Raw genomic sequence first — 23,387 nt, 5'->3', positions numbered from 1 at the left:
TGCTGATGGCGGGCTCAAGAGGCCTTTTTGCTGGTTTTTTTCGCGGCCGGTTTTTTTGCTGCGGACTTTTTCGCGGCGGGCTTGCCGGCCAGGCTGCGCTTGAGCAGTTCGGTCAGATCGATTACATCGGCAGATTTGCGTTCTTCGCTGCCTGGCTGGCTTTCGACGTCTTCTATTTTGCCGGCCTTGGCCTTCTTCGCCACCAGCGCCATGATCTTTTCCTGGAAGCTGTCGCGGTATTCGTCCGGCTGCCAGTCGGCGCTCATGTCTTCGACCAGGCGCTTGGCCATGTCCAATTCGCCCTTGGCCAGGCTCGGTTTGGTCACGTCACTGCCCAGTTCAAGCTCGTCGAGGCTGCGTACTTCGGCGGGCCAGCGCAGCATCACCAATACCAGCGCTGATTCCAGCGGCATCAGCGCTGCCAGGTGCTGTTTGGTGTGCAGCACCACATTGGCCAGGGCGACCTTGGCGGTTTTTTTCAGGGTCTCACGCAGCAGCGCGTAAACTTTGCCGCCGCGTTTGTCCGGGGCCAGGAAGTAGGGCGTGTCGATGTTTTGCAGCGGGATCTGGTCGGCGGCAACAAAGGCAATGATTTCGATGGTCTGGGTCGACTTGGGGTGGGCCGAGCGAATCTCGTCTTCGCTGAGCACCACATAGCGGCCTTTCTCAAAGGCCACGCCCTTGACGATATTGTCTTTGGTGACTTCCTTGCCAGTCGTCTTGTTGATGCGCTTGTAGCCCACCGGGTCCATGCTGCGTTTGTCCAGCCAGTCAAAGTCAACGCCCTGGGAGGACGTGGCCGAGACCAGCGAGACCGGGATATGGACCAAGCCGAAACTGATGGCGCCTTTCCAGATTGCCCTTGGCATGGCTGCGGTTCCTTGAGAAGAGTCGGTGTTCTGGTGACTCGCAGGCTGGCGCAAAAGTTTCGGCGGACGGATGCGCGGACAGATCGTGTTACATCTGATGAGAAACTATTTAATGTCGAAAGCCGAACCCAAGGCGTAGCGTGTTATCGAAAGCACGTACTACTCGCCCCAATGAGGCTTTGTCATGAACAGCTGTGTGCGTTACCTCGCCGTAGTCGCGCTGGGCCTGGCCCTCGCGCCATTGGCCCAGGCGCAGAACCTGCCCGGCAGCTACAACACCAATAACAGCCCAATCCATCGGGCTAACCCCAACAGCATGCAGGGCACCCAGCCCAATGCGCCGGCCGCCACCCGCGGGGTTCAACCCGCGCCGACCGGCCCTGTACCGACCGTGGAAAACGGCGGTATCGGCAATCGTTACCCGACGCGTAACGCGGCCCCGAGCCGTCCTGCCACTGCACCCAAAGCGCCCACTTACGATGCCAACGGCAATCGCCGGTAAGGACTCTGTCTTATGTTTCTACGCAAAACCCTGTTAGCCGCTATCTGCGCAACCCTGCTGCCCGTGACGGCCGTCATGGCGGCGGATGCCCAGCAGTTCCCCAGTGAGCAAGGCAGCATCACTGCCACCCCCATTGCCAAAGGCCTCGATCACCCGTGGGCCGTGGCGTTTCTGCCGGACAAACAAGGCTTCCTGGTGACCGAGCGCCCCGGCCACCTGCGCTTTGTCAGCCCGGACGGCAAGCTCTCTGCGCCGCTGACCGGCGTGCCGCAGGTGTGGGCCAAAGGGCAGGGCGGTTTGCTCGACGTGGTGCTGTCGCCAGACTTCAAGCAAGACCGCCTGGTCTACCTGTCGTATGCCGAAGGCGGCGGCGAGGGTGGCAAGGCCGGCACTGCCGTGGGGCGTGGGCGTTTGGCCGATGATTTGAGCGGGCTCAAAGACTTCAAAGTGATATTGCGCCAGGAGCCCAAACTGTCGACCGGCAATCACTTCGGCTCGCGACTGGCGTTCGACCGGGACGGCTACCTGTTTGTGACCCTGGGCGAGAACAATGACCGGCCGACGGCCCAGGACCTGGACAAGTTGCAAGGCAAAGTCGTGCGCATTTACCCGGATGGCCGTGTGCCGGACGACAACCCCTTTGTGGGCCAGCAGGGCGTGCGCCCGGAGATCTGGTCCTACGGCCAGCGTAACCCGCAGGGGTTGGCGTTGAACCCCTGGAGCGGCACGATCTGGGAAAACGAACATGGCCCGCGCGGTGGCGATGAAATAAACATCATCGAGCGCGGCAAAAACTATGGCTGGCCCCTGGCAACCCACGGCATCAATTATTCGCTGACGCCGATTCCGGAAGCCAAGGGCAAGGCTGTGGAGGGCACTGTGGAACCCCACCACGTCTGGGAAAAATCACCCGGCATCAGTGGCATGGCGTTCTATGACGCCGAGCGTTTCAAAGCCTGGGACCACAACCTGTTTATCGGCGCGTTGGCCAGCCAGGAGTTGATTCGCCTGCAGTTCGATGGCGACAAGGTGATCCACGAGGAGCGCCTGCTGGGCGGGTTGAAGGCACGGATTCGCGATGTGCGTCAGGGGCCGGACGGCTTCCTGTATGTGCTGACCGATGAGGACAAGGGCGTACTGTATCGCGTCGGCTTGAATCAGGACTGACAGAGGCTGATGGTCCAATGTGGGAGCTGGCTTGAAGGCCGCCAATTTCTCCTGTGGCGAGCAGGCTTGTCCTGCGTTGGGCTGCGAAGCAGCCCCTAACCCGGACGCCGAGTTTTTTCAGGAAAATTGCAGTGCCTTCACTCGGGCCGCTTCGCAGCCCAACGCAGGACAAGCCTGCTCGCCACAATAACCGGTTGTGTAGATACCTATGCGTGTGGCTTACAGGCCGAGGTCGGATAACCCCGGATGATCATCCGGGCGCCGGCCCAACGGCCAGTGGAACTTGCGCTCGGTTGCTTTGATCGGCAGATCGTTGATGCAGGCAAAACGGTTGGCCATCAGGCCGTTTTCGTCGAATTCCCAGTTTTCGTTGCCATAGGAACGGAACCAGTTGCCGGAGTCGTCATGCCACTCATAGGCATAGCGCACGGCGATACGGTTGTCGGTGAATGCCCACAACTCCTTGATCAGACGATAGTCCAGTTCCTTGGCCCATTTGCGCGTGAGAAAACCCTTGGCCTCTTCGCGGTTATGCGCGAATTCGGCACGGTTTCGCCACTGCGTGTCCAGGGTATACGCCAGCGACACGCGTTGCGGGTCGCGGGAGTTCCAGCCGTCTTCGGCCAGGCGCACTTTTTCAATGGCCGATTCACGCGTGAACGGTGGCAGCGGCGGACGTTGTTCTGCTGTCGATGACATGGGGCAGCTCCTATCAATACCAAGGTGTTGTCGAAAGTTGCTCAGCCTGTGCGTTCAAAGTCCTAATAACGTTCGCGCCATGCATTGCGCATTATCAGCTGCTGTTGAATCGCCCATGACCAGGGCAACGGTAATGGCGCCATCGATCAGAATCAGCAGGTGCGCTGCCTGCCGTTCGGGGTCGGGGGTGCCATGTGCTTTACACAGTTCGAGGGCGTACTCGAACAGTTTTTGTTTATGCGCCTTGGCCAGCAGGCGCACCGGGTCTTGCGCATCGCCGGTTTCGCCACTGGTGTTGATAAAGGCGCAGCCGCGAAAGTCTGCCGAGCCAAACCAGGCCTTGAGTGCGCTGAACAGCGCCAGCAGGCGCTCGCCGCTGCCTTCGCTGCGTTCCACTTCAGTGCGTAGCCACTGCATCCAGCGTGCGTCGCGGCGTTGCAGGGCAGCGATGACCAGCTCGTCTTTATTGGCAAAGTAACGGTAAATACTTTTGCGTGAGACGCCGGCGGTTTTCACCAGTAACTCCATGCCGGTGGCGGCGATGCCGTGGCGATAGATCAACTTCTCGGTGACGTCGAGGATAATGTCGCGGGTTTCGTTGCTGTTAATATCGTTCATGCAACAAACAGTAGAACGATCGTTCTTCATGGTCAATTAAATTTTTTCCATTGGCCACGACGAGACCTGAGCAGCCCCATGGTGTAAGCTCTGTGCCTCTTCGGATTCGACCCATTGCGAGCCTTATGCCGTCGTTCTTCAAACGCTCCCTGTTGCCCAAACTGCGTGGTTTCCCGCTGTCTCCCGATGCCATCGACGTGCTGTCCGGTGCCGCTGCGTACCGTCTGTGCCTGCTGGAAAAAATCGCCCAGGCCACACAACGCATCTACATCGTCGCGCTGTACTTGCAGCAGGACGAAGCGGGGCAGGAAATCTACGACGCCTTACACGCCGCCAAGGCGGCACGGCCCGAGTTGGATATCGTGGTGGTGGTTGACTGGTTGCGCGCCCAGCGCGGCCTGATCGGCGCCGGCAAGCAGCCGGGCAACAGCGCCTGGTACCAGGCCATGACCCACTCCCACGCCAGCGAAGTACCGGTGTACGGCGTGCCGGTGCAAACCCGCGAACTGTTCGGCGTGTTGCACCTCAAGGGCTTTGTGATCGATGACAGCGTGCTGTACAGCGGCGCCAGCCTGAACAATGTGTACTTGCACAAGTTCGACAAATACCGCTTTGACCGCTATCACCTGATCCACAGCAAGTCCTTGGCTGATTCGATGCAACACCTGGTGGAACACGGCCTGGTCGCGTCCAAAGCCGTGCATCGCCTGGACCTGCCAAACCTGCCGACCACCCGCAGCCTGCGCAATGACATCGGTGACTTGCGCAGCCGCTTGAAGCACGCGACCTACGACACCACCACAGGTTTGCTGCCCAATGGGCACTTGTCGGTCAGCCCGTTGCTGGGTGTGGGCAAGAACAATCCGTTGAACCGGGTGATCCTCGAACTCATTGCCAGTGCCCAGCATCAACTGACCATCTGCACGCCGTATTTCAACCTGCCGCTGCCGGTGACCCGCGAAATAAACCGCGCCCTGGCGCGTGGGGTGAAGGTCGACATTATCGTCGGCGACAAAACCGCCAACGATTTCTACATCCCGCCCAGCGAGCCGTTCAAGGTGATCTCGGCCTTGCCTTACCTGTATGAAATCAGCCTGCGCCGCTTCGCCAAACGCCATCAGCCGATGATCGACAGCGGCCAGTTGAACCTGCACTTATGGCGTGACGGCGACAACACTTATCACCTTAAGGGTATGTGGGTCGACCAGCGTTACACCTTGCTCACGGGCAACAACCTCAACCCACGGGCATTCCGCCTCGATCTGGAAAATGCCTTGCTGATCGATGATCCCAAGGGCGAGTGGCTGGCGCCGCGGCGCACAGAGCTCGCGCAGATCTTCCAGCACACCACGCGCATCGAGCGGTATCAGCAATTGCAGACCCTGGTGGAGTATCCGCCAGCAGTCGGCAAGTTTTTGCGCCGGGTCAGCCGGGTGCGGATTGAGCGGTTGCTTTACCGGATCTTGTAGGAAAGCGGACGCGTTACCGCAAACTCTCAGAAGGTCTTCGCCATCTTGAGAGTTTGCCTACACCCAGGTTCGTACATTTCTCTGTGGAACAGATCTAAGGGACGTGCACGCTGCCACTCGCTTGTGCGCACATACCTGCGCTCATTGAGTGGATCTCCCACCCGCAAGGGCTTGGTCGCCAGATGGTGGCCCACAACGGGCACATCCTTTCGGTGCCGGTTCAAGCGCTCAGGTTTTCACACTATTCCTCAGTCAATCGAGAAATTTCCTACTCTGCATCTCAAGAATTCTTAATATTTTCTTAACCGACTGTTTTTAGGGACGAGAACTCTCATCAACCCAACCGGTAGAGAGAATTTTTGAATGTCGACAAGCCTTGCCAAGGGTAGCGTTACAGTTGTCAGTCATCCCCACCTGTCTCAGATGCAGCTCCCCACGGGGCCTGCTGTAAAGCCTGCAACGCCTGACCCCGCTGTTTTGCCAATGATTGAAAACGGGCCGCCTGCAGGCGCACCCCGCCCGGTACGCGGACAGCTGACGCAATTCAAGTTTGAACCCGCATCGATACGCAAGACGCGCGAGGTTGCGTCTGAAAGTGACGCGCACGCCCCCGACGCTGAGCGCAAAACAGCGGTTTATCCCGCATTGGCGCAAGCAAAAAAAGCCGACAGCAGCCTGCAGAAAACCCTCACTCATCTGCTGACTACCCACAAACTGAACGCCGACCCGTTTCCTCCAGGTGCCTCGATAAGGCCCTTCATTGATGCCTACACTGAGGCGGTGAACGAGCCACAGGTGCAGGCCTGGCTCACATCCAAAGGCCTGGATCTATCAACTGCGCTTGTTTTCAGCGACAGGGTCGAAGGCACAGTGGTGGTTGACGGCAAAACAGTCGCGCGAACCTTCACGACCACCGACGGCTCCGGCTGGTGGGAGGTCAGCGCGAAAGTGAGTGCGGCAGTGAAGCAGTTGAAGCCGAGTGATATGGGTGTATTGCTGCCGGGCCAGCACACGGTCAAATTTCGCGATTTTAATGCGGTGCTTGAATTCTACGGTGTGGAATATCCGGCCCCTCAAATAGATGCAAAGGCGCTTGGGAAACGCCTGAAAAAACACGGCTGGCCGCCGATATCCGACCAGCATCGCGACCAGTGGCGCCGGCAGTATGAGCAGCTCATGCAGCACAACAGTGACATTGATGTGCGAACGCACCTCACCTCTCAGTTGCGAGGGTTGGTCAAGGACCGTGGGGAGGGTGATACGCCCACTCTGAGCGCGCAGTACGCCACCGTTTATCCTGAATCGACGCTGGCACACAAAAGTCATGCGCCCCGTGAACGTTTTGTTGAGTGGCTGGGCAGGCCGGCGTTCAAGGCTTTCATCGAGAGGTCCGGTCTGGGTGGTGCTGAGAGCGTTTACAGGATATCCAATGGAAGCCTTGAGATACGTGACTCGGCCAATCAATGGATCAGTGTTCAAGTCATTCTTGACCAAGAGATCTACAACGTTTCGATAGGTGGCAGCCCGGCCGAAAAAGCCGCTATCCACGCGCTCAATAACGACCTCCATCAACTGGTAGAGATGAGCAAGGCGACCGGGAATGCCCTGTACTCCCAGGCCGTTTATGACGTGCGGCAAGTACTGGCGTTTTCCGGGCTGGGAAGCCCCGAAACGGTTACGCAGATCAATTCGGCCATCAGTTGGCTGACCGCCAAGCTGCCACCCGCGCCAACGCAGGGTGACTATGCCCGTTTGTCACCTTATACATGGGCCCCTGGCGCGCTGTCGCCCGCTGACCTGAACGTGTTGAAGGCAGCGTCCAGCGGGCCTGGCTCGGTGTCCGAACTGTTCGCCAGCCATATGGCCCGGACAAATTTGCCCCGCGACCCTGACCTGCAACTGCAGCAGTTTTTCGACTCGCACGAGGCGATCATCAAGGCTCAGGCATTGGCGCAGCAGTTGAATATGGCTGAGGTTACCGGCGGCAAACAGCTGTCAAAGGCTACCCGCCATCAACTCCTGGCGGCCACCATCAAGGCCAGCGTCAATGCACAGATGCCTGGCAAGCCTGGGATGGTTGCGGGCTACGACATTTATCAGCCCAACAACCTTGGTCGTACCTTGGACGAAGTACGTGCTGACATTGAAGGCTTATTGAGAAAAAAGGGTGCCGACGTCAATACCGCGCCCTTGATCGCCCATATGTTGTTGGCACAGGCGGCCCCCGAGTTTCTGATCAAAACGGATCCTGGGTTATCGCCACAGGCACCTGAGGCGCTCAAGCTGTCTCCTGGCCAAGTCAGCGTGGGCTCGACCGCTTGGATGAGCCTGCGCCTGGGTTGCGCCATGGCGGAAAAACTCAGTGGGGCAGGCAGTTCGCGCGCATTGAACATCTCGGAGGCGCAAGCCCTTACCCGACTCGAACCCATGGGGCCGGAGCACGAGACGCTGATCAAATGCCTGGGGGCTGCGCCTCTGTTGGATTGGACGGTGATGGCCGGTGTGTTTCCCAAAACCAGCGATGGGACTTATTCCGCAGGGGATTATCGGGCGGCCGCGCAAGCGTTTGCTGACCGCCAGAGCAGTACTGTCGCGGCCTTCCAGAGCCTGACAAGTGAGCCACCTTCGCAGACGAGCCTATTGATTGATCAATTGGTTCTGTTGTTTCCCGAAATGACGCGGGATGAGATCGCCAAGATCAAGTTGACGCTGGTGACCGACAAACCGTATGACGCCAGAAACGAGGGCCACCTGGAAACACGTACCCCGTTGTTGACCGAGTTGATCCTTGCCGGAGAACCTGAGGAGGACCCTTTTTTCGTGGCTCAGCAGTGGGTGAATACGCGACTTTTTGGCGAGAAGAAATACGCATTCACGCACCCCACTATCTCCCAGGAAACCTTTGAAGAAAGAATCAAGAAGCTTCCACGTATCAAGCCGCTGGTAGCGCCGGCAGTGGACCAATACCTGGCCGACAGTCGTCGCGCACAGGAAACGGTGATCAAACTGATGATCGCCAATGCACCGCTGGATGTACGCACAGGGTTGGAGTCCGGCGATGTGGAGATTTTCACGTTGCGTGAGGAAACCGGGGAATCCCTGGCACAGGATCAGGGGAGCGACTCGAAGGTGGTCGAAAAGAGGGCCAAGCAGGGTGTGTTGTTGCGCTACAAAAACAAGGGGCCAGAGGGAGGCGATACCTGTCTCGAAATGTTCCCGGGGTCCATGAAAGTGTGCAAGCGTAACTTGCTGTTCTCTACGCTAAAGTTGGACGGGGTGATTGAAAAGGGGACGGTCCCGTATGGTCCTTTTGCCAATGTACCTGCGGACTATCGCAAGGCAACACAAGTAGATTTTGACCTTCAGGCCTATCAGACAGGCAGCGAGCTGCGTCCCGGCGTGCGAACCAAGGCCATTATCGAAAAGTTCGGAGAGACGTTGCCGGGGCAGAGTTCGTCGAGGTGGGCCAGCAGCACGCCAGGTGCTGTGCCTAACAGTTGGGCGTCGAAAAAAACCAACGATATAGCCAGGGCCATCGTCAACGCTACGTTCGATGTGAAGCGCGAGACGCTGTTGGAATACGCCAACGCGCCGACAACGCTACAGAGAAGACGCAGTTATCCGTTTGATTCCGGAAAGGTCTTTACCCGTGAAAACCTCAGGATGGTATTAAGCCTGATCCCATTTGTGGGGGCGATTGCCGATATCGCCGACGGCAACATTGGCGCAGGCCTGAAGGGGCTGGTGATCGACTTTACTTCCTTTGCGTTTACCGGTGGGTTACGTGGCTTTTTCAGTGGGTTCAAAACGGTTGTGCCGTTCGGCAGTCGTGCGTTTACGATGACCGCGCTGAAGGGCGGATCGAAAACGTTGCGCGGTTTGTTCAACCCGCTGGACGGGGTTTTTGATGTGTTCAGGATTGGCCCCAAAGCCCTGGGGGCGGCCAGGCAGGTGCTCAGAGGCGAATTGGTTTGTGTGGGGCCAGGCTTTTTTCTGACGACCACCGCCTTTGAGAAATGCCGTTGGGGGCTTGGGGCGTATGACGCGTTAGCCCCACGGCAGGCGAGCGGCGCTTACCCAGGAAGCCAGCTGGGCGTGAGTCGAAGTTGCCCGACATATGCGGTACAAATAGACACTAAATGGTATGCGATTGATCCGGTAACGCAGATACCCACTGGAGCGCCAATTGAAGACTTCAAGCCCGACGCACCGGTGAACTAAGCACCAATAGGCCCCGAGCCGTGCCTTGCGGTATGAATGCATGGCTCGGGGCTTTTAATCAGTTCAGACCCAACTTGCCGCGCAAGGTCGACAGGTCCTCAGCCAAGGTGTTGACCGGGCCCACCAGGGCCTTGCGGTCGGTTTCCTTGACCTTGTCGTAGGTCTCATAACCGCCGTCCTTGGTTTTGTACTTGGCCAGGATCTTGTCCACGGCGGCAAAGTTCTTGTCGACTTTGGCCAGGAAGACTTTGTCCTGCTTCTCGATCTGGCCACGGAACAGGTCGACGATTTTCTTCGCGCCGTCGATGTTGCCCTGGAAGTCATACAGGTCGGTGTGGCTGTAACGGTCTTCTTCACCGGAGATCTTGGTGGCAGCCACTTCTTCCAACAGTGCTGCTGCGCCGCCGACGACTTTTTCCGGCGGGAAGGTCAGGCCATCCACGCGGGTTTTGAGGTCGTTGACGTCGGTGTTGAGTTTGGCGGTCAGCGCTTCCAGACCTTTGGTGGTCTTTTCGGAGAACAGCACGTATTCGATGCGGTGGAAACCGGTGAAGTCTTCAGCGGTCACGCCTTTCTCGTGGTCGTCAACACGCGAGTCGATCGAAGCGTCGAGGTCGCTGAACAGCTCGGCGATCGGCTCGATGGACTCATAGTGCACGCGGGTCGGTGCGTAGAGCTTCTGCGCAGTGGCCAGGTCGCCTTTGTTGATGGCATCGGTGAACGCCTTGGTCTGGGTGACCAATTCGCCGATTTCTTCGGTGACGTAGATCTTGTAGTCCGACACCGGGCCTACCAGGTCCAGAGGCGCGGTGGCGGCGAAGGCTGCCAACGGTGAAAGGGTCATTAGCAACGACAACGCGATAGTCGACTTCTTCATGGGGCTTTTCCGCTCTGGGTTTGTTTTAGGTCTTGGCAGTGGTTTGAGAGTGCGTTGCAGCGAGCAGCGTGCGGCCAAGGAAGTCCTTAGGCCCCGTCACCCCAGGCAAGGTGAAGAAGTACCCGCCGCCAACCGGCTTGAGGTATTCCTCCAGGGGCTCGCCGTTGAGCCGGGTTTGCACACTGATAAAGCCTTTCTCCAGGTCAGCCTGGTAGCAGATGAACAACAGCCCCATGTCCAGCTGACCGTTTTTGTTGACGCCGTTGGAGTAGTTGAACGGCCGACGCAGGATCAGGTTGGCCTGTGTCTGCGGGGTGCGCGGGTTGGCCAGGCGGATGTGCGCATCGAGCTTGGTCAACTTGCCTTGCGGGTCTTTGCTGTAGTCAGGTACTTGGGTTTCTTTGTCGCCATCCATGGGCGCGCCAGTCGGTTTGATACGGCCGATGATGCTTTCCTGTTCCTGCAGCGGCGTGCGGTCCCAACGCTCGACGAAGTTGCGGATGATGCGCACGGCCTGGTAGCTGCCGTGGGCGGCCCACGCCGGTTCGTCGCTGCCGGGCTGCACCCAGACGATCTGGTCCATCGCCTTGGCATCGTTGGAGTTCGGGTTGGCCGAGCCGTCACGGAAACCGAGGAAGTTGCGTGCGCTCTGCGCCGGTTCACCGGGTTTGGCCGGTGCCTGGGGCGGTACGCTGCCTTCCTGTTTCCAGCGCACCAGCAGCAGGTCGGGCAGGTTCTTCACGATGTCGCGCAGGGCGTGGATGTTGGTGTCCGGGGTGTTCGAGCTGAATTGCAGGCTCAGGTCGCCGTGACACTGCGCGGGTTCCAGCGCATCGTTGGGGAAGCCGACCATGCGGCTCAGGCGCTTGGGTTTGGCTGCCGCCAGGCCGAAGCGCTCATCGAACAGCGATTCGCCGACCGAGACGGTGATGGTCAGGTTATCCGGCGTGACCACCGGGCCGAGGATCCCGGAGTCGGTGGGCGGCAGTTTCGGGTCGACTTGCGGCACGGTGCCGCCGGTCATCAGAAACGCAATGCGCTCATTCAAGGTGCGGAACAGGCGCTCCAGGTCTTCGCGATCGCTGGCCAGCACGTCGAAGGCGACGAGCATGCCGCAGGCCGGGCGCGGGGTGACGATGCCGGTCTGGTGCTGGCCGAAAAAGTCGTGGTGGTCCTGGGTCTTGTCACTGCGTGGTGCGGTGGTGACTTGCTCGGCTGCGGCGGCCATGGCCGGGCAGGTCAGGGTGCTGCCGGCAATCGCGGCACCGGTGGCGGCCATGCCCAACAGGACGCGGCGACGTTGCGCGGAAAACTGTTCTGAATCACTCATCTATTAGGTCGTCTTCACTGCAGGCCGGAAAGGCCAAGGGCGGGGTCGATTCCATCGAGTGCAACGGCCAGAGCCTTGGCCTTGTCGGCGATCTGCTTGCGCTGATCGGCCGTGACGCTGTCGTAGCGGCTGTACTGGCCGTCGACTTTAAAACTGTTGAGTTGGGCATCGAAGGCATCGAGCGCGCTGTCGATTTTTGGCAACAGGTCCGCCGCCGATTTGGTCAGCAATGGGCGCATCAGGTCGACCACCTTGCGGGCGGCCACCAGGTTGGCGGCAAAACCGTTCAAGTCGATATGGCTGTAGCGTTCCTCTTCACCGCTGGCGGCACGCACATCCGCCAGGCTGTTGAGGTTGCGCACCACAATGCTGACCAGTTGTTCCGGCGGCAGTGATTGCGCAAGCAGCTGTTGCTTGAGGGTGGTGACGTCAGTGACCAGGCGCTCGGCGATCGGGCCGAGGCCATCGAGGCTGCGCTGCTGGAACAGGCTGTATTCGAGGCGGTGGAAGCCGCTGAACGCAGGGTCTTGCTCGCGTTTTTCGAAGTAATCGGCGCGGGCGTTGATCGCGTTGTCCAGCTCGGCCAGACGTTGCGCGGCGGGAGCCAGGCGCTGATACGCTTCACGTGCCGGCACATACAGCGCTTGCGCCTGGGCCAGGTCACCGGCGGCAATGGCTTGCTGCATCGCGGTCACGGCCTTGACCAGTGCACTGCCTTGGCCGCTCAGGTACACCCGGAACTCCGACAGCGGGCCGATAAAGGCCACCATCGACGGTTTGGCCTTGGCCTGGGCATTGGACTCGGCGGTCGGGGTCACATGCAGCGTGCCGCGCGGGTTGCTCAGCAAGCCGCAGGTGATCGCATAGTCGCCGGGCAACAGGTTGGCGTTGATCACCTGGCTTAGGCCCGGCGCGATATTTTCGCGTTCTTCAATCACCAGCACGCCGTCGAGGATTTCCCATTCCACCGCGCGGTCGGAGCGGTTGATGATGCGAAAACTCGCGCGCCCGGCGGGCACGCTGATTTCATTCGGCTCGCAAGCGTGAGCGTGAATCGTCACGGCGATTTCATTGTGGTTGGTCTGACGCTTGGCGGCAGCCAATTGCGCGGCGTAATAAAACAGCGCACCGGCGGCGATCATCACCACCACCGAGCCGGCCACTGCCCAGCGCAGGGCGCGCGACGGCGGTGCCGGTTGAAGGGTTGGGTTGGACAAGAGACGGTCCTTAATGGCTGGAAACGGAAGAAGGTTTGGCGACAGGCTTGGCAGGGGCCGAGGGCAGGAAGAACATCACCAGCGCCACCACCAGATAAATCAGATAGGCACCCAGGGTGCTCACGGTCGGCGCTTCCTGGTAGCCGAACATCCCGGCGAGCACCGAACCCAACGGGCTGTCCATCGGCAGCACGGCGCTGAAGTCGAACAACACGGTTTGCAGGTGGTTCCACACCCCGGCTTCATGCAGCGCCTGCACCGAGTTGGCAAGAATGCCGGCGGCCACCACCAGGATGAACAGGCCGGTCCAGCGGAAAAACGCGCCGAGGTTCAGGCGCATGCTGCCGGTGTAGATCAGGAAGCCGACGATAATCGCCAGGATCAAGCCGAGCAGGGCGCCAATCGGGGCGCCCGGACCTTCGCTTTGCTGGAACACGGCGAGCAGGAAGAACACGGTTTCCAGACCTTCACGGGCCACGGCAAAGAACACCATGGCGATCAGCGCGATGACTTGGTGCTTGGAGCCGGCCAGTGCATGATCCAGGGATTCGTGCAGGGAATGCTTGATGGAGCGCGCCACCTTGCGCATCCAGAACACCATGGAGCTGAGGATGCCGACGGCTACCAAGCCGACGATACCTTCGAACAATTCCTGTTGTTTCTGCGGGAACTCCGCACTGACCAGTTCCAGGCCGCCACCTACCAGCAGGGCCAACGCAGCGGCCAGGAACACGCCGATCCACACGGCGGGCATCCACTGGCCACGGCCGGTCTGTTGCAGGTAACTGGCAATAATGCCAACGATCAATGCGGCTTCAATGCCTTCGCGCAGCATGATTAGAAAGGGAACGAGCATTCGGCACCGCATCAAGGCTGGATAGGATGCTAATTTGTAACATAATGATACTCATTACTAAACAGCCAATATTGACCTTTGCTGAACTGCGGCTGAACGGTGGTGGCGAATCGCAACCGCCCTTATGATGCATCCCATCTTTTGCAGCATTGAATAGCCCGATTCCCATGGCGGAAAAAGACACCATCTCTATCCATCTTGTGCGCGAAGCCTTGCTGCAGAGCTGCGCGCCCGGCACGGCCACGGTTGAAGCCTTGAGCAAGGTCGGAATAGACCCGGCGCTGCTCGAGCAGCCCGACGCTCGCGTGCCCGCCACGGCCTACGCACGCCTGTGGCGCTTGCTGGCGCGGCGCATGGACGATGAGTTTTTTGGCATGGACCCGCGCCAACTCAAGTCTGGCAGCCTGGCGTTCCTGTGCCGCGCCGCGATGGCGCAACCGAGCCTGGATGCCGGCCTGGAAACCGGCCTGGGTTTTTTGTCGCTGATGTTCGAGCAGATGCCTGCACAGCTGGTGCGCCAACAGAGCCTGGCAGAAATCGTCTTGCTCGAACCCGAACCCAAACGCGCGTTTACCTATTTCACCTATTGGATGATCGTCCACGGCGTGGCCTGTTGGCTGGCGGGTCGGCGTATCCCGATACTCGCCATTGAGCTGCGTTGCCCGCAGCCGCAATTCTGTGATGACTACCGCGTGATGTTCTCCGACAACCTGCGCTTTGATCGGCCACGCACGCGCATGATCTTTTCTGCCGACTGTCTCGACCTGCCGATCAAGCGTAGCCCGGAAGAACTCAAGCGGTTCCTGGCGCATGCGCCGGCCAACATACTGGTCAAGTACCGCGACCCGGCGAGCCTGGCCAATCGCATCAAAAATGATCTGCGCCATATGCCTGCCAATACCTGGCCCGAAACCGAAGGCTTGGCGGCCAACCTGTGTATATCGGCGTCAACCTTGCGTCGCCGCCTGGCAGATGAAGGGCAGACTTATCAGGGGCTCAAGGATAGCGTGCGCAAGGAACTGGCGATTGTCTGGCTTGCCGAGGCCGATATCAGTTTTGTTGAAATTGCCGTGCGCCTTGGTTTTGCTGATGTCAGCTCATTCTACAAAGCCTTCCGCAAATGGTCCGGCTCAAACCCAGGGCACTACCGCAGCCTGATTCTGAGTGACGCGTTGCCGTCTTTGTGACGCAGGCTCATGCGTTGATTAGCAGGAGGTAATGTGTACATACACTTGCTGCACTGCGCTTCAGAATAAGCCGATCCGTTTCGAAGGGGCGGCTCTCAGATTATTAGGCTCCTTTCTCTGGAGTACGTCTAATGAGCTTATCCCGTGTTGATACAGGCAACAGTGCGCTCTCACACCAATCAAATCCGTCACCCGGTGAGCTGAACCTGGCGACGTCAACCGGCCAAACCGACAAGCTGGCGGTTGCCGTTAAACCAACCGCTGAAGCTGACGCTGAACTGGCCACCCTGCTGAGTAGCGGGCACCAAGACGAATGGCGCTTTCAAGATTTGTCGCCAGAGACGTCGATTGGCAAATGGATGGGCCACTTTGTTGACGCGTGGAACGCGCCGTCCCTGCAGGCTTGGGTAAGGGCGCAAAATTTCGTGATGCCTAGGTTTCACATAGTGGGGTCCACCCTGACGGTACAAGCGCAAGATACCGGTAAAATCACTACATTTACCCCGTCTGATGGCAGCGGTTGGTGGCCGATCGGACGGCAGGTGATTGCCAGTGCTGCCATGCTTGATCCGCAAGCAAATGGCCTGAGCAACCCCGGAACCAGGCTTTTGCCCGCTGAGATTGCGGCGTTCTACGGCGTTCGCTGGCCCATCAACAGTACCGATGCCGACGCTCTCAAAGCCACCGGTTTTCCGGTAAAGCCTGTTGAGGAAGACCCCCTGCGGTCGCCTGAAATGCGCAAGCTGGCAGAGCGTGAGTTCATGGATGTAGAAAATGAAAGCGCATTGATAAATACGCTGCTCAGTAAGCTCAAGGACAAACCAGACAACGAGGACATCGACCTCAGAGCGATTTCCCAGGACATTGCACCGGGGTCGTCACTTGGGATTGCCAATCGCTCGGGGCTCAGAATAGTGAAGCGCTTGATGCGCGATCCTCTGATGGCACCCATCTTGAGCGCAAACCGCACAGGCGTGAATGCCCAGGTTCGGCTGGAGAATGGGCAGTTTATGGTCAGCGCCAACGGCACATCTGGACCGTGGCGCAACGTGACGGAGCAAGTTCTGGCCCATCCCACGCTCGCGCAACTGCTCGACAGTGCCATTCAGCAATCGGAAGCAACTGGAAAAATAATCAGATCACATTCAATCGGCGATGTATGGCAATTGCTGCGCTATGCAACGTCGAGCGAATTACCGGCCGTCATGACTGCCAGCGACTTGCGCAACATTATGAATTGGAAACTCAACCCGCTACCACCAGAACCACCACTTGGCAGCTATGCCCGTAATTTTCTGGAAGATCAGCAATCACCTGATTCCCTGACCGAGGGGCAACGTATCAGAGTCCGCCGCTCAGCACCCGGCAACAACATACCCCCACAGTTGACACTGCTTGATTGCTCACCCAAACCCTGGGCAGGCCAGAGCCCGGTATCCATCCGCCAGAATGCCGACGAACTCATTAGCCAAGCGTTGACTCAAGGTGCAGGACTGAGGCGCTGTGAGCCCATTCTTGCTGCACTTAAAGACGACGGGGCAGAGGTGCGCGGGAAGGCTTCGCCAAGCTATCGCAAACAGCTGATCCTTACCCGTGATCTGCTGATCATAGATCCAACGCTGGGTACGCAGCGCAATCATATCGGCGGCTACAACCTGTACTCGGCATCAAACGCAGGAAAAACCCTGTTCGAGGTGCGTACTGAGCTTGAACAACACCTGGCCAGAGAAAAACAACTGCCCCTCGATCAAGCGATACTGGTCACGCATGCATTGTTGTCGACCGTCGCCCCCGAGTTTCTGGTGAAGGGCGCGGATACTGTACGTGTGGGGACGTTGCCACTGGTCAGCCTGCGCGTCCACACGGCACTGGCGGAAATGGCATCTCAAGGCAGTTCGCGGCTGATGAGTGTAGAACAACTTGGCTCTCGTGCCTTACTGAGGCCGGTCTCGCCTGAACACGAACAATTGGAAGCAATGCACTGTGCCGGACCGATATACGATTGGGCCTTGGCCCAGGGGCTCGTGACCGAGGAGGATGATTACTCACCCACAGCGCTGAATGCCGCGGCAATTGCTTACAACAAGCGCGTGGAGGACAGTGGGCTAGTGGCCGCCAGCCTTGATAAGGCCAGCTCATTACTTAAAGCCCGCACGCATGTAGGTGAACAGGAATTGGAGCGTGTTTGCCCTGGCCAGAGTGAGTTCTTTAGTAAAAGGACGGTACTGTTCAAGCCCAGTTCTTCAGTTGTTAACGCTGTACCCTTGAGCAACATTGCGAACTCAGCCATCAACGCGTGGAAACCTGATACCACTGTCCTTGGGCTTGCAGCGGGGCCTTGTTCAATCAAGGATTTATACTTGTCAGGCGAGTTGACGGCTGAAAATATAAGCACGAAAGAATGGAACTTTATCAACCCTTCAGATAAAACCGCGTTCGAGGCATTGAAGAATCAACTTGTAAAGTTGAAGCCGATCGAAAGCGTGTTTCTATTGCCCGTCGTGCAGGGAATTACAAGCTTGGCAACCTATCAGGGCATTGCCACGAAAATGCTGATGAGCGAATTGCCTGTTGAAGACAGGCGAAGGTTAGAGTCTGGCGAAGTCACCGTCTATGGCGCTTCGACTCAAGAGGGCGACCTCAATCAAGAAGAGGCTCAGCAAAAAATCGGGCCTGTTCTATTTCTCAGAGATGCGTCGGGCGCCAAGTGTTATGAGTTTCTCCCCGGCTGTAACCGCTACGCAGAACGCCCGGAACTGGTCGACGCCATGACGTTTATGAGTGATTCGGGTACCGATTCCTTCGGGAAAATCATGCGCCGGCGTCTAAGCCCGACACTGCCGGTTGATATTGAGGTCGTCGCGCACTTTCCCGCGCCGCCTAAGCGTCAGGACGCTTCAGCGGGCTTGCCCAATACCTATTCATCGACACGAACGGCTGAAATTCTTAGAGCCCTGCAACTGGAAAATTTGCTCGTCGACCCCTTGCTGCTGATGAAGCAAGCTGCAGGCACGACGTATAACGAAGCCGTTCAGCAGCGTTTGGATGCTATTGATAATTTCGTCATCAATACCCTGATTCCGTTCAAAGGCAATATCGAAGAGCTCGCCTCAGGCGATCGCCGTCGTGTTGCCGTGGGCGCTATTGGGCTGGGCTTGGAAATTGTAGGTGCTCTGTTTGTGGCCGCCAGTGCCGTCAGCGCGGTCGCAAAGGCAGGGTCGATAGCTGCCAAGTTAGCCGTTGCGGGTAAAGCAGTGCTGTCGATGTTTAATCTACCGGGGGCAGTGGCCGGCACGGCGAAATCCTTGTTTCGTCTCACCGCAATGGGCGTCAGAAGCGTGGGGGTGAACGTCCCTAAATCATTAGGGAAAGGACTCTCTGATTTCAGAAAACTGGTGTGTGGTAGCAAAAAAACCGCGACATTAATCAGGCTATCGCCACGCGAGCGTACGGGCAAAGAAGTCACTAACTTAGTGGGAAACATCGGATTGCCAAATACGGTTAACGGCACGATAGATTTTGCCCAGCAATCACCGCCCAAGGCGTCTGAAGGCTGAATCGTTTCTAAAACGTAACCACTGTTGTTTCGAGCAGGGATGCTCATCTCTCGCTGGTTTGACCCCGACTCTGCGCGCGCCCCGACAACTGTCGCCCTCCTGCACGACCGAGCTGAAAGCCTCACCTCAAATCATCAGCAAAAAAAAGCCCCGCGACCGAATGAGCCGCAGGGCTAAAAATTGGCTGGATGCGACCAACCAAAGGAGCTCGTTACATCACTTGCTGCTGGCGACGACCGTGTCCGGCTGCCAGCCACCGCCCAGGGCCTTGTAGATCGCGACGATGCCGCGATACAAGTCCACTTCGGCCTGGGCCTGGGAGTCTTCAGCCGCCAAGCGCTCACGCTGCGCATCGAGCAGCACCAGGAAGTCCACGGTGCCTTCGCGATAACGAATCGCGGCGAGGTCTGCGGCAGCGCGGCTGGATTCACTTTGACGAATCAGCGAGACCAGGCGCTGCTGGCGTTTGCCGTAATCACTGAAGGCATTCTCCGATTCTTCCAACGCCAGCAACACTTGCTGCTCATAGGTCGCCAGGGCGCCATCGGCTTCGGCATTCGCACCGCGCAACCGTGCACGCACGCTGCCCAGGTCAAAGGCGGCCCAGGTGATGCTAGGGCCAAGGGACCAGGCATTGGCGGCAGCCGAACCGATCTGCGAACCACGCCCGGCGGTAAAGCCGAGGAAGCCGCTGAGGCTGACCCGTGGGAACAGGTCGGCCTTGGCCACGCCGATACGCGCGGTGGCGGCGGCCAGTTTGCGTTCGGCGCTGAGAATGTCCGGGCGACGTTGCAGCAACTGGCCGGGGTCGCCGATCGGCAAGGCCTTGGCAATCGCCGGCAGGTCTTTGGGGCTCAGGTCCACGCTCAGCTTGTCGGGGCGCTGGCCGAGGAGGGTGGCGATGCGGTTACGCTCGCGCACTTGCTCGGCTTGCAGTTGCGGCACGCTGGCTTCAACGGCGGCCAGGCGTGCGTCGGCGCGTTCTACATCGAGCTGATCGCCCACACCGGCATCACGCAGGCTCACGGTAATGGTGCGCGATTCCTGCTGGTTCTTCAGGTTGTCCAGAGCAATGCGTTCACGCAATTGAGCGCCGCGCAGTTGGCCGTAGGCGTCTACCAGTTCGGCAATCATGGTGACTTGCAGTTGGTACAGGTCGGCTTCGGCGACCTGTTGGTCCGCATCGCTGGCTTCCAGGTTGCGGCGGATGCGGCCGAACAAGTCGACTTCCCAGGCCATGTCCAGGCCCAGGTCGTAGCGCTCACTGTTGACGCGTTTCGTGGTCTGGCCCGGGATCTGGCCTTTGCCCACGTCGCTGCTGGCGCGAGAGGTGACGACCGGCATGATGTCGGTGGCCACGTCATCACGGATGGCGCGTGCCGCCCGCAGACGGGCGAACGCCACACGCAGGTCGCGGTTACCGCTCAACGACTGGGTGACCAGTTGGTTGAGGGTCGGGTCCTCGAACTGCTGCCACCAGATGCCTTCGTACTTGGCGTGGTCATAGCTTTTGGTGTCGGCGGCGGCCGTGATATTGGCCGCCTCCAATTTTTCGGTTTTGTAGTCCGGGCCTACGGCACAGGCGCTCAGCGCCAGTACCAGCAAGCTCGGCAAAAATACTTTCACGCTCATTGCTGTGTCTCCAGCTTCAAGGCCTTGGCCGCTTTGCGTGCTTCGCCGCGCTCCACATAACGACGGATCAGGACGTAGAACACTGGGGTCAGCAACAGACCGAAGAAGGTCACCCCGATCATCCCGGAGAACACCGCCACACCCATGGCATGACGCATCTCGGCACCGGCACCGCTGGACAACACCAGGGGCACCACACCCATGATGAAGGCGAACGAGGTCATCAGGATCGGCCGCAGACGCAAGCGGCAAGCTTCCAGTACCGCGGCCAGCGGATCGAGACCTTCCTGCTGTTTATCCTTGGCAAACTCGACGATCAGAATCGCGTTCTTACACGCCAGGCCCACCAATACGATCAGGCCGATCTGGGTGAAGATGTTGTTGTCGCCACCGGAGATAATCACCCCGGTGATGGCCGACAGCAGGGTCATCGGTACGATCAGGATCACCGCCAGTGGCAGGCTCCAGCTTTCGTATTGGGCGGCGAGCACCAGGAACGCCAGCAGTACGCAGAGCGGGAACACGAACAGCGCGGTATTGCCCGAGAGGATTTGCTGATAGGTCAGGTCGGTCCACTCGTAGGTCATGCCGTTGGGCAATTCATCTTTGAGCAGTTTCTCAATCGCCGCCTGAGCCTGGCCGGAGCTGTAGCCCGGTGCGGCGTTGCCGTTGATTTCGGCGGTGATAAAGCCGTTGTAGTGCATCACGCGGTCCGGCCCCGAGGTGTCGCTGACCTTGATAAAGGTCGCCAGAGGGATCATCTCGCCCTTGTTGTTACGCACTTTCAGCTGGCCGATCTGGTCTTCATCCAGGCGGAACTGCTGGTCTGCCTGCACGTTGACCTGGTAAGTACGGCCAAAGCGGTTGAAGTCGTTGGCATACAACGAACCCAGGTAGATCTGCAGGGTGTCGAAGATGTCGCTGATCGCCACGCCATGGGTCTTGGCTTTTTCGCGGTCGATGGCAGCATCGACCTGCGGTACGTTGACCGTGTAGCTGGTGAACAGGCCGAACAATTCAGGCGTGGTACGGCTCTTGGTGATGATGTTCTGCACTTCCTTGTACAGCTCGTCGTAACCCAGGTTGCCACGGTCTTCGATTTGCAGGCGGAACCCGCCGATCGTACCCAGGCCCTGTACCGGCGGCGGTGGGAAGATCGCCATGTAGGCTTCCTCGATGCTGCTGTATTTGCCGTTCAATGCACCGGCAATTGCGCCAGCGGACATGCTCGGGTCTTTACGCTCATCGAAGGGCTTCAAGGTCACGAACACGATGCCGCTGTTCGGACTGTTGGTGAAGCCGTTGATCGACAGGCCCGGGAAGGCGACAGCGGCTTCCACGCCGGGTTGTTTCAGCGCGATGTCAGACATGCGCTTGATCACGTCTTCGGTACGGTCCAGGCTCGCGGCGTCCGGCAATTGCGCAAAAGCCACCAGGTACTGCTTGTCCTGGGCCGGTACGAAACCGGTTGGCGTGTGGGCAAAGCCCAGCCAGGTCAGGACCATCAGGCCGGCGTACAGGAACAGCGCGATACCACTGCCGCGAATCACCCGGCGTACGGTGCCCACATACCCATGGCTGGCTTTCTCGAAGAAGCGGTTGAATGGGCGGAACAACCAGCCACCCAACAGCTTGTCGAGCACCTTGGAGAAGCGATCCTTCGGCGCGTCATGGCTGCGCAGCAACACGGCGGCCAGGGCAGGGGACAAGGTCAGCGAGTTGAATGCCGAGATCACCGTGGAAATGGCAATGGTCAACGCGAACTGCTTATAGAACTGACCGGTCAAGCCGCTGATAAAGGCCGCTGGAATGAACACCGCACACAGCACCAACGCGGTCGCGATGATCGGGCCGGTTACTTCGCTCATGGCCTTTTCGGTGGCCGGGAACGGTTCGAGTCCCAACTCGATATTTCGCTCGACGTTCTCCACCACCACGATGGCGTCGTCCACCACGATACCGATGGCCAGTACCAGGCCGAACAGCGACAGTGCGTTGAGCGAGAAGCCAAACAAGTGCATCACCGCAAAGGTACCGATCAACGATACCGGCACCGCCACCAATGGAATAATCGAGGCGCGCCAGGTTTGCAGGAACAGGATCACCACCAGCACCACCAGAATCAGTGCTTCGAACAGGGTGTGAACCACCGCCTCAATAGAGCCACGCACGAAGATGGTAGGGTCATAGACGATGCTGAAATCCATGCCTTCCGGGAAGCTCTTTTTCAGCTCCGCCATCTTGGCGCGTACTTCGTTGGAGATCTCGATGGCGTTGGAACCTGGGCGCTGGAAGATCGGGATCGCCACCGCCGGCTGGTTGTTGAGCAACGAGCGCAGCGCATACTGGCTGGAACCCAGCTCTACCCGTGCAATGTCTTTAAGGCGGGTGATTTCACCGTTGGCGCCGGAGCGGATAATGATGTTCTCGAACTCCTCCTCCGTCACCAGGCGGCCCTGAGTGTTCACCGACAACTGGAAGCTGGTGGCATTCGGTGCAGGTTGCGCACCCAGGGCACCGGCGGCCACTTGACGGTTCTGCTCACGAATCGCGTTGACCACATCGGTGGCGGTCAGGTTGCGCGAAGCGGTTTTGTTCGGGTCCAGCCAAACACGCAGGGAGTAGTCGCCCATGCCGAACAACTGCACGTCACCCACACCGCCCAGACGCGCCAACTCATCCTTTACGTTGAGCAAGGCATAGTTGGACAGGTAGAGCATGTCGTAACGCTTGTCCGGCGAGGTCAAGTGCACAACCATGGTCAGGTCAGGGGAAGCCTTGTCGACCGTAATACCGATGCGCGTCACTTCCTCAGGCAGCTTGGGCTGCGTGCGCGTCACACGGTTCTGCACCTGCACCTGCGCGTTATCCAGGTCGGTGCCCAGGGCGAAGGTGATGGTCAGGGTCAGCTTGCCATCGGCAGTCGACTGCGAGGACATGTACAGCATGTTCTCGACGCCGGTAATGGCTTGCTCCAACGGAGCGGCCACGGTTTCACCGATGACTTTGGGGTTGGCGCCCGGGAAGTTGGCACGTACCACCACGGTGGGCGGCACCACTTCCGGGTATTCGCTGATCGGCAGTTGGAACAGCGAGATCGCACCGGCGATCAAAATCAACAGCGACAGCACCGCTGCGAAGATCGGCCGCGAAATGAAGAACTTGGAAAAATTCATCTTGAGTTGT

The 23,387-nt window shown here is 58.8% G+C and carries 15 protein-coding genes; 6 read left to right on the top strand and 9 right to left on the bottom strand.

Translation table 11 applies throughout. The features are described 5' to 3' along the window. Positions 1-14: 14 nt before the first annotated feature. The gene (locus HX790_RS23540; RefSeq protein WP_176992259.1) at positions 15-869 is read right to left on the bottom strand and encodes a Ku protein; all 855 of its coding nucleotides are present in this window, start codon (positions 867-869) and stop codon (positions 15-17) included. Between the two features lie 184 nt (positions 870-1,053). Between HX790_RS23540 and HX790_RS23535 the strand changes: the two genes are divergently transcribed. Beyond that, positions 1,054-1,371: a hypothetical protein gene (locus HX790_RS23535; protein WP_176992258.1), complete on the top strand. Its 318-nt coding sequence runs from the start codon at positions 1,054-1,056 to the stop codon at positions 1,369-1,371. Positions 1,372-1,383: 12 nt separating this feature from the next. Then, a complete protein-coding gene (locus HX790_RS23530) occupies positions 1,384-2,538 on the top strand; it encodes a PQQ-dependent sugar dehydrogenase (RefSeq protein WP_170038323.1) in 1,155 nt (384 codons plus the stop codon). Positions 2,539-2,757: 219 nt separating this feature from the next. On the opposite strand, the gene HX790_RS23525 is transcribed toward HX790_RS23530, so the two are convergent. Both HX790_RS23525 and HX790_RS23520 read right to left on the bottom strand, forming a co-directional pair. Beyond that, positions 2,758-3,237, bottom strand: coding sequence for a nuclear transport factor 2 family protein (locus HX790_RS23525; RefSeq protein WP_017135531.1), 480 nt, complete (start codon positions 3,235-3,237; stop codon positions 2,758-2,760). A 54-nt stretch (positions 3,238-3,291) separates the two neighbouring features. Then, entirely contained in the window at positions 3,292-3,855 is a 564-nt protein-coding gene (locus HX790_RS23520; protein WP_138453363.1) for a TetR/AcrR family transcriptional regulator, read from the bottom strand. Between the two features lie 125 nt (positions 3,856-3,980). Between HX790_RS23520 and pssA the strand changes: the two genes are divergently transcribed. Together pssA and HX790_RS23510 are read left to right on the top strand one after the other, a co-directional pair. Then, the gene (gene pssA, locus HX790_RS23515; protein WP_017135533.1) at positions 3,981-5,324 is read left to right on the top strand and encodes a CDP-diacylglycerol--serine O-phosphatidyltransferase; all 1,344 of its coding nucleotides are present in this window, start codon (positions 3,981-3,983) and stop codon (positions 5,322-5,324) included. 363 nt (positions 5,325-5,687) lie between these two features. Next, the gene (locus HX790_RS23510) at positions 5,688-9,545 is read left to right on the top strand and encodes a hypothetical protein (protein ID WP_176992257.1); all 3,858 of its coding nucleotides are present in this window, start codon (positions 5,688-5,690) and stop codon (positions 9,543-9,545) included. A gap of 58 nt (positions 9,546-9,603) precedes the next feature. On the opposite strand, the gene efeO (HX790_RS23505) is transcribed toward HX790_RS23510, so the two are convergent. From efeO (HX790_RS23505) to efeU, 4 genes are read right to left on the bottom strand one after another with little or no spacing between them, the layout of a single operon-like run. Continuing rightward, on the bottom strand, positions 9,604-10,422 hold the full coding sequence (gene efeO, locus HX790_RS23505) for an iron uptake system protein EfeO (protein ID WP_017135535.1): 819 nt from the start codon (positions 10,420-10,422) through the stop codon (positions 9,604-9,606). A gap of 25 nt (positions 10,423-10,447) precedes the next feature. Continuing rightward, complete coding sequence (gene efeB, locus HX790_RS23500; RefSeq protein WP_017135536.1) at positions 10,448-11,752, bottom strand: iron uptake transporter deferrochelatase/peroxidase subunit; 1,305 nt, start codon at positions 11,750-11,752, stop codon at positions 10,448-10,450. Positions 11,753-11,766: 14 nt separating this feature from the next. Next, entirely contained in the window at positions 11,767-12,969 is a 1,203-nt protein-coding gene (efeO, locus tag HX790_RS23495) for an iron uptake system protein EfeO (RefSeq protein ID WP_176992256.1), read from the bottom strand. 10 nt (positions 12,970-12,979) lie between these two features. Then, entirely contained in the window at positions 12,980-13,825 is an 846-nt protein-coding gene (efeU, locus tag HX790_RS23490; protein ID WP_099549836.1) for an iron uptake transporter permease EfeU, read from the bottom strand. Positions 13,826-13,992: 167 nt separating this feature from the next. On the opposite strand from efeU, the gene HX790_RS23485 reads away from it, so the two are divergent. Together HX790_RS23485 and HX790_RS23480 are read left to right on the top strand one after the other, a co-directional pair. Further along, complete coding sequence (locus tag HX790_RS23485; RefSeq protein ID WP_017135539.1) at positions 13,993-15,012, top strand: AraC family transcriptional regulator; 1,020 nt, start codon at positions 13,993-13,995, stop codon at positions 15,010-15,012. 131 nt (positions 15,013-15,143) lie between these two features. After that, positions 15,144-18,569: a hypothetical protein gene (locus HX790_RS23480; protein WP_176992255.1), complete on the top strand. Its 3,426-nt coding sequence runs from the start codon at positions 15,144-15,146 to the stop codon at positions 18,567-18,569. Between the two features lie 216 nt (positions 18,570-18,785). On the opposite strand, the gene HX790_RS23475 is transcribed toward HX790_RS23480, so the two are convergent. Together HX790_RS23475 and HX790_RS23470 are read right to left on the bottom strand one after the other, a co-directional pair. Then, entirely contained in the window at positions 18,786-20,201 is a 1,416-nt protein-coding gene (locus tag HX790_RS23475; protein ID WP_099549834.1) for an efflux transporter outer membrane subunit, read from the bottom strand. Next, the gene (locus HX790_RS23470; RefSeq protein WP_017135542.1) at positions 20,198-23,377 is read right to left on the bottom strand and encodes an efflux RND transporter permease subunit; all 3,180 of its coding nucleotides are present in this window, start codon (positions 23,375-23,377) and stop codon (positions 20,198-20,200) included. Before HX790_RS23470 ends, HX790_RS23475 begins: the two co-directional genes overlap by 4 nt. Between the last annotated feature and the right edge of the window lie 10 nt (positions 23,378-23,387).

The organism is Pseudomonas sp. IPO3747 (assembly GCF_013385245.1).
GTDB lineage: Bacteria > Pseudomonadota > Gammaproteobacteria > Pseudomonadales > Pseudomonadaceae > Aquipseudomonas > Aquipseudomonas edaphica.
The sequence above is the reverse complement of the archived record's forward strand: the minus strand, read 5'-3'. Positions and strand labels throughout refer to the sequence as shown.

What these genes read in the sequence shown, in the direction of transcription:
- HX790_RS23540 (WP_176992259.1), bottom strand. Translation starts at nt 869, where the DNA reads ATGCCAAGGGCAATCTGGAAAGGCGCCATCAGTTTCGGCTTGGTCCAT.
- HX790_RS23535 (WP_176992258.1), top strand. Translation starts at nt 1,054, where the DNA reads ATGAACAGCTGTGTGCGTTACCTCGCCGTAGTCGCGCTGGGCCTGGCC.
- HX790_RS23530 (WP_170038323.1), top strand. Translation starts at nt 1,384, where the DNA reads ATGTTTCTACGCAAAACCCTGTTAGCCGCTATCTGCGCAACCCTGCTG.
- HX790_RS23525 (WP_017135531.1), bottom strand. Translation starts at nt 3,237, where the DNA reads ATGTCATCGACAGCAGAACAACGTCCGCCGCTGCCACCGTTCACGCGT.
- HX790_RS23520 (WP_138453363.1), bottom strand. Translation starts at nt 3,855, where the DNA reads ATGAACGATATTAACAGCAACGAAACCCGCGACATTATCCTCGACGTC.
- pssA (WP_017135533.1), top strand. Translation starts at nt 3,981, where the DNA reads ATGCCGTCGTTCTTCAAACGCTCCCTGTTGCCCAAACTGCGTGGTTTC.
- HX790_RS23510 (WP_176992257.1), top strand. Translation starts at nt 5,688, where the DNA reads ATGTCGACAAGCCTTGCCAAGGGTAGCGTTACAGTTGTCAGTCATCCC.
- efeO (WP_017135535.1), bottom strand. Translation starts at nt 10,422, where the DNA reads ATGAAGAAGTCGACTATCGCGTTGTCGTTGCTAATGACCCTTTCACCG.
- efeB (WP_017135536.1), bottom strand. Translation starts at nt 11,752, where the DNA reads ATGAGTGATTCAGAACAGTTTTCCGCGCAACGTCGCCGCGTCCTGTTG.
- efeU (WP_099549836.1), bottom strand. Translation starts at nt 13,825, where the DNA reads ATGCTCGTTCCCTTTCTAATCATGCTGCGCGAAGGCATTGAAGCCGCA.
- HX790_RS23485 (WP_017135539.1), top strand. Translation starts at nt 13,993, where the DNA reads ATGGCGGAAAAAGACACCATCTCTATCCATCTTGTGCGCGAAGCCTTG.
- HX790_RS23480 (WP_176992255.1), top strand. Translation starts at nt 15,144, where the DNA reads ATGAGCTTATCCCGTGTTGATACAGGCAACAGTGCGCTCTCACACCAA.
- HX790_RS23475 (WP_099549834.1), bottom strand. Translation starts at nt 20,201, where the DNA reads ATGAGCGTGAAAGTATTTTTGCCGAGCTTGCTGGTACTGGCGCTGAGC.
- HX790_RS23470 (WP_017135542.1), bottom strand. Translation starts at nt 23,377, where the DNA reads ATGAATTTTTCCAAGTTCTTCATTTCGCGGCCGATCTTCGCAGCGGTG.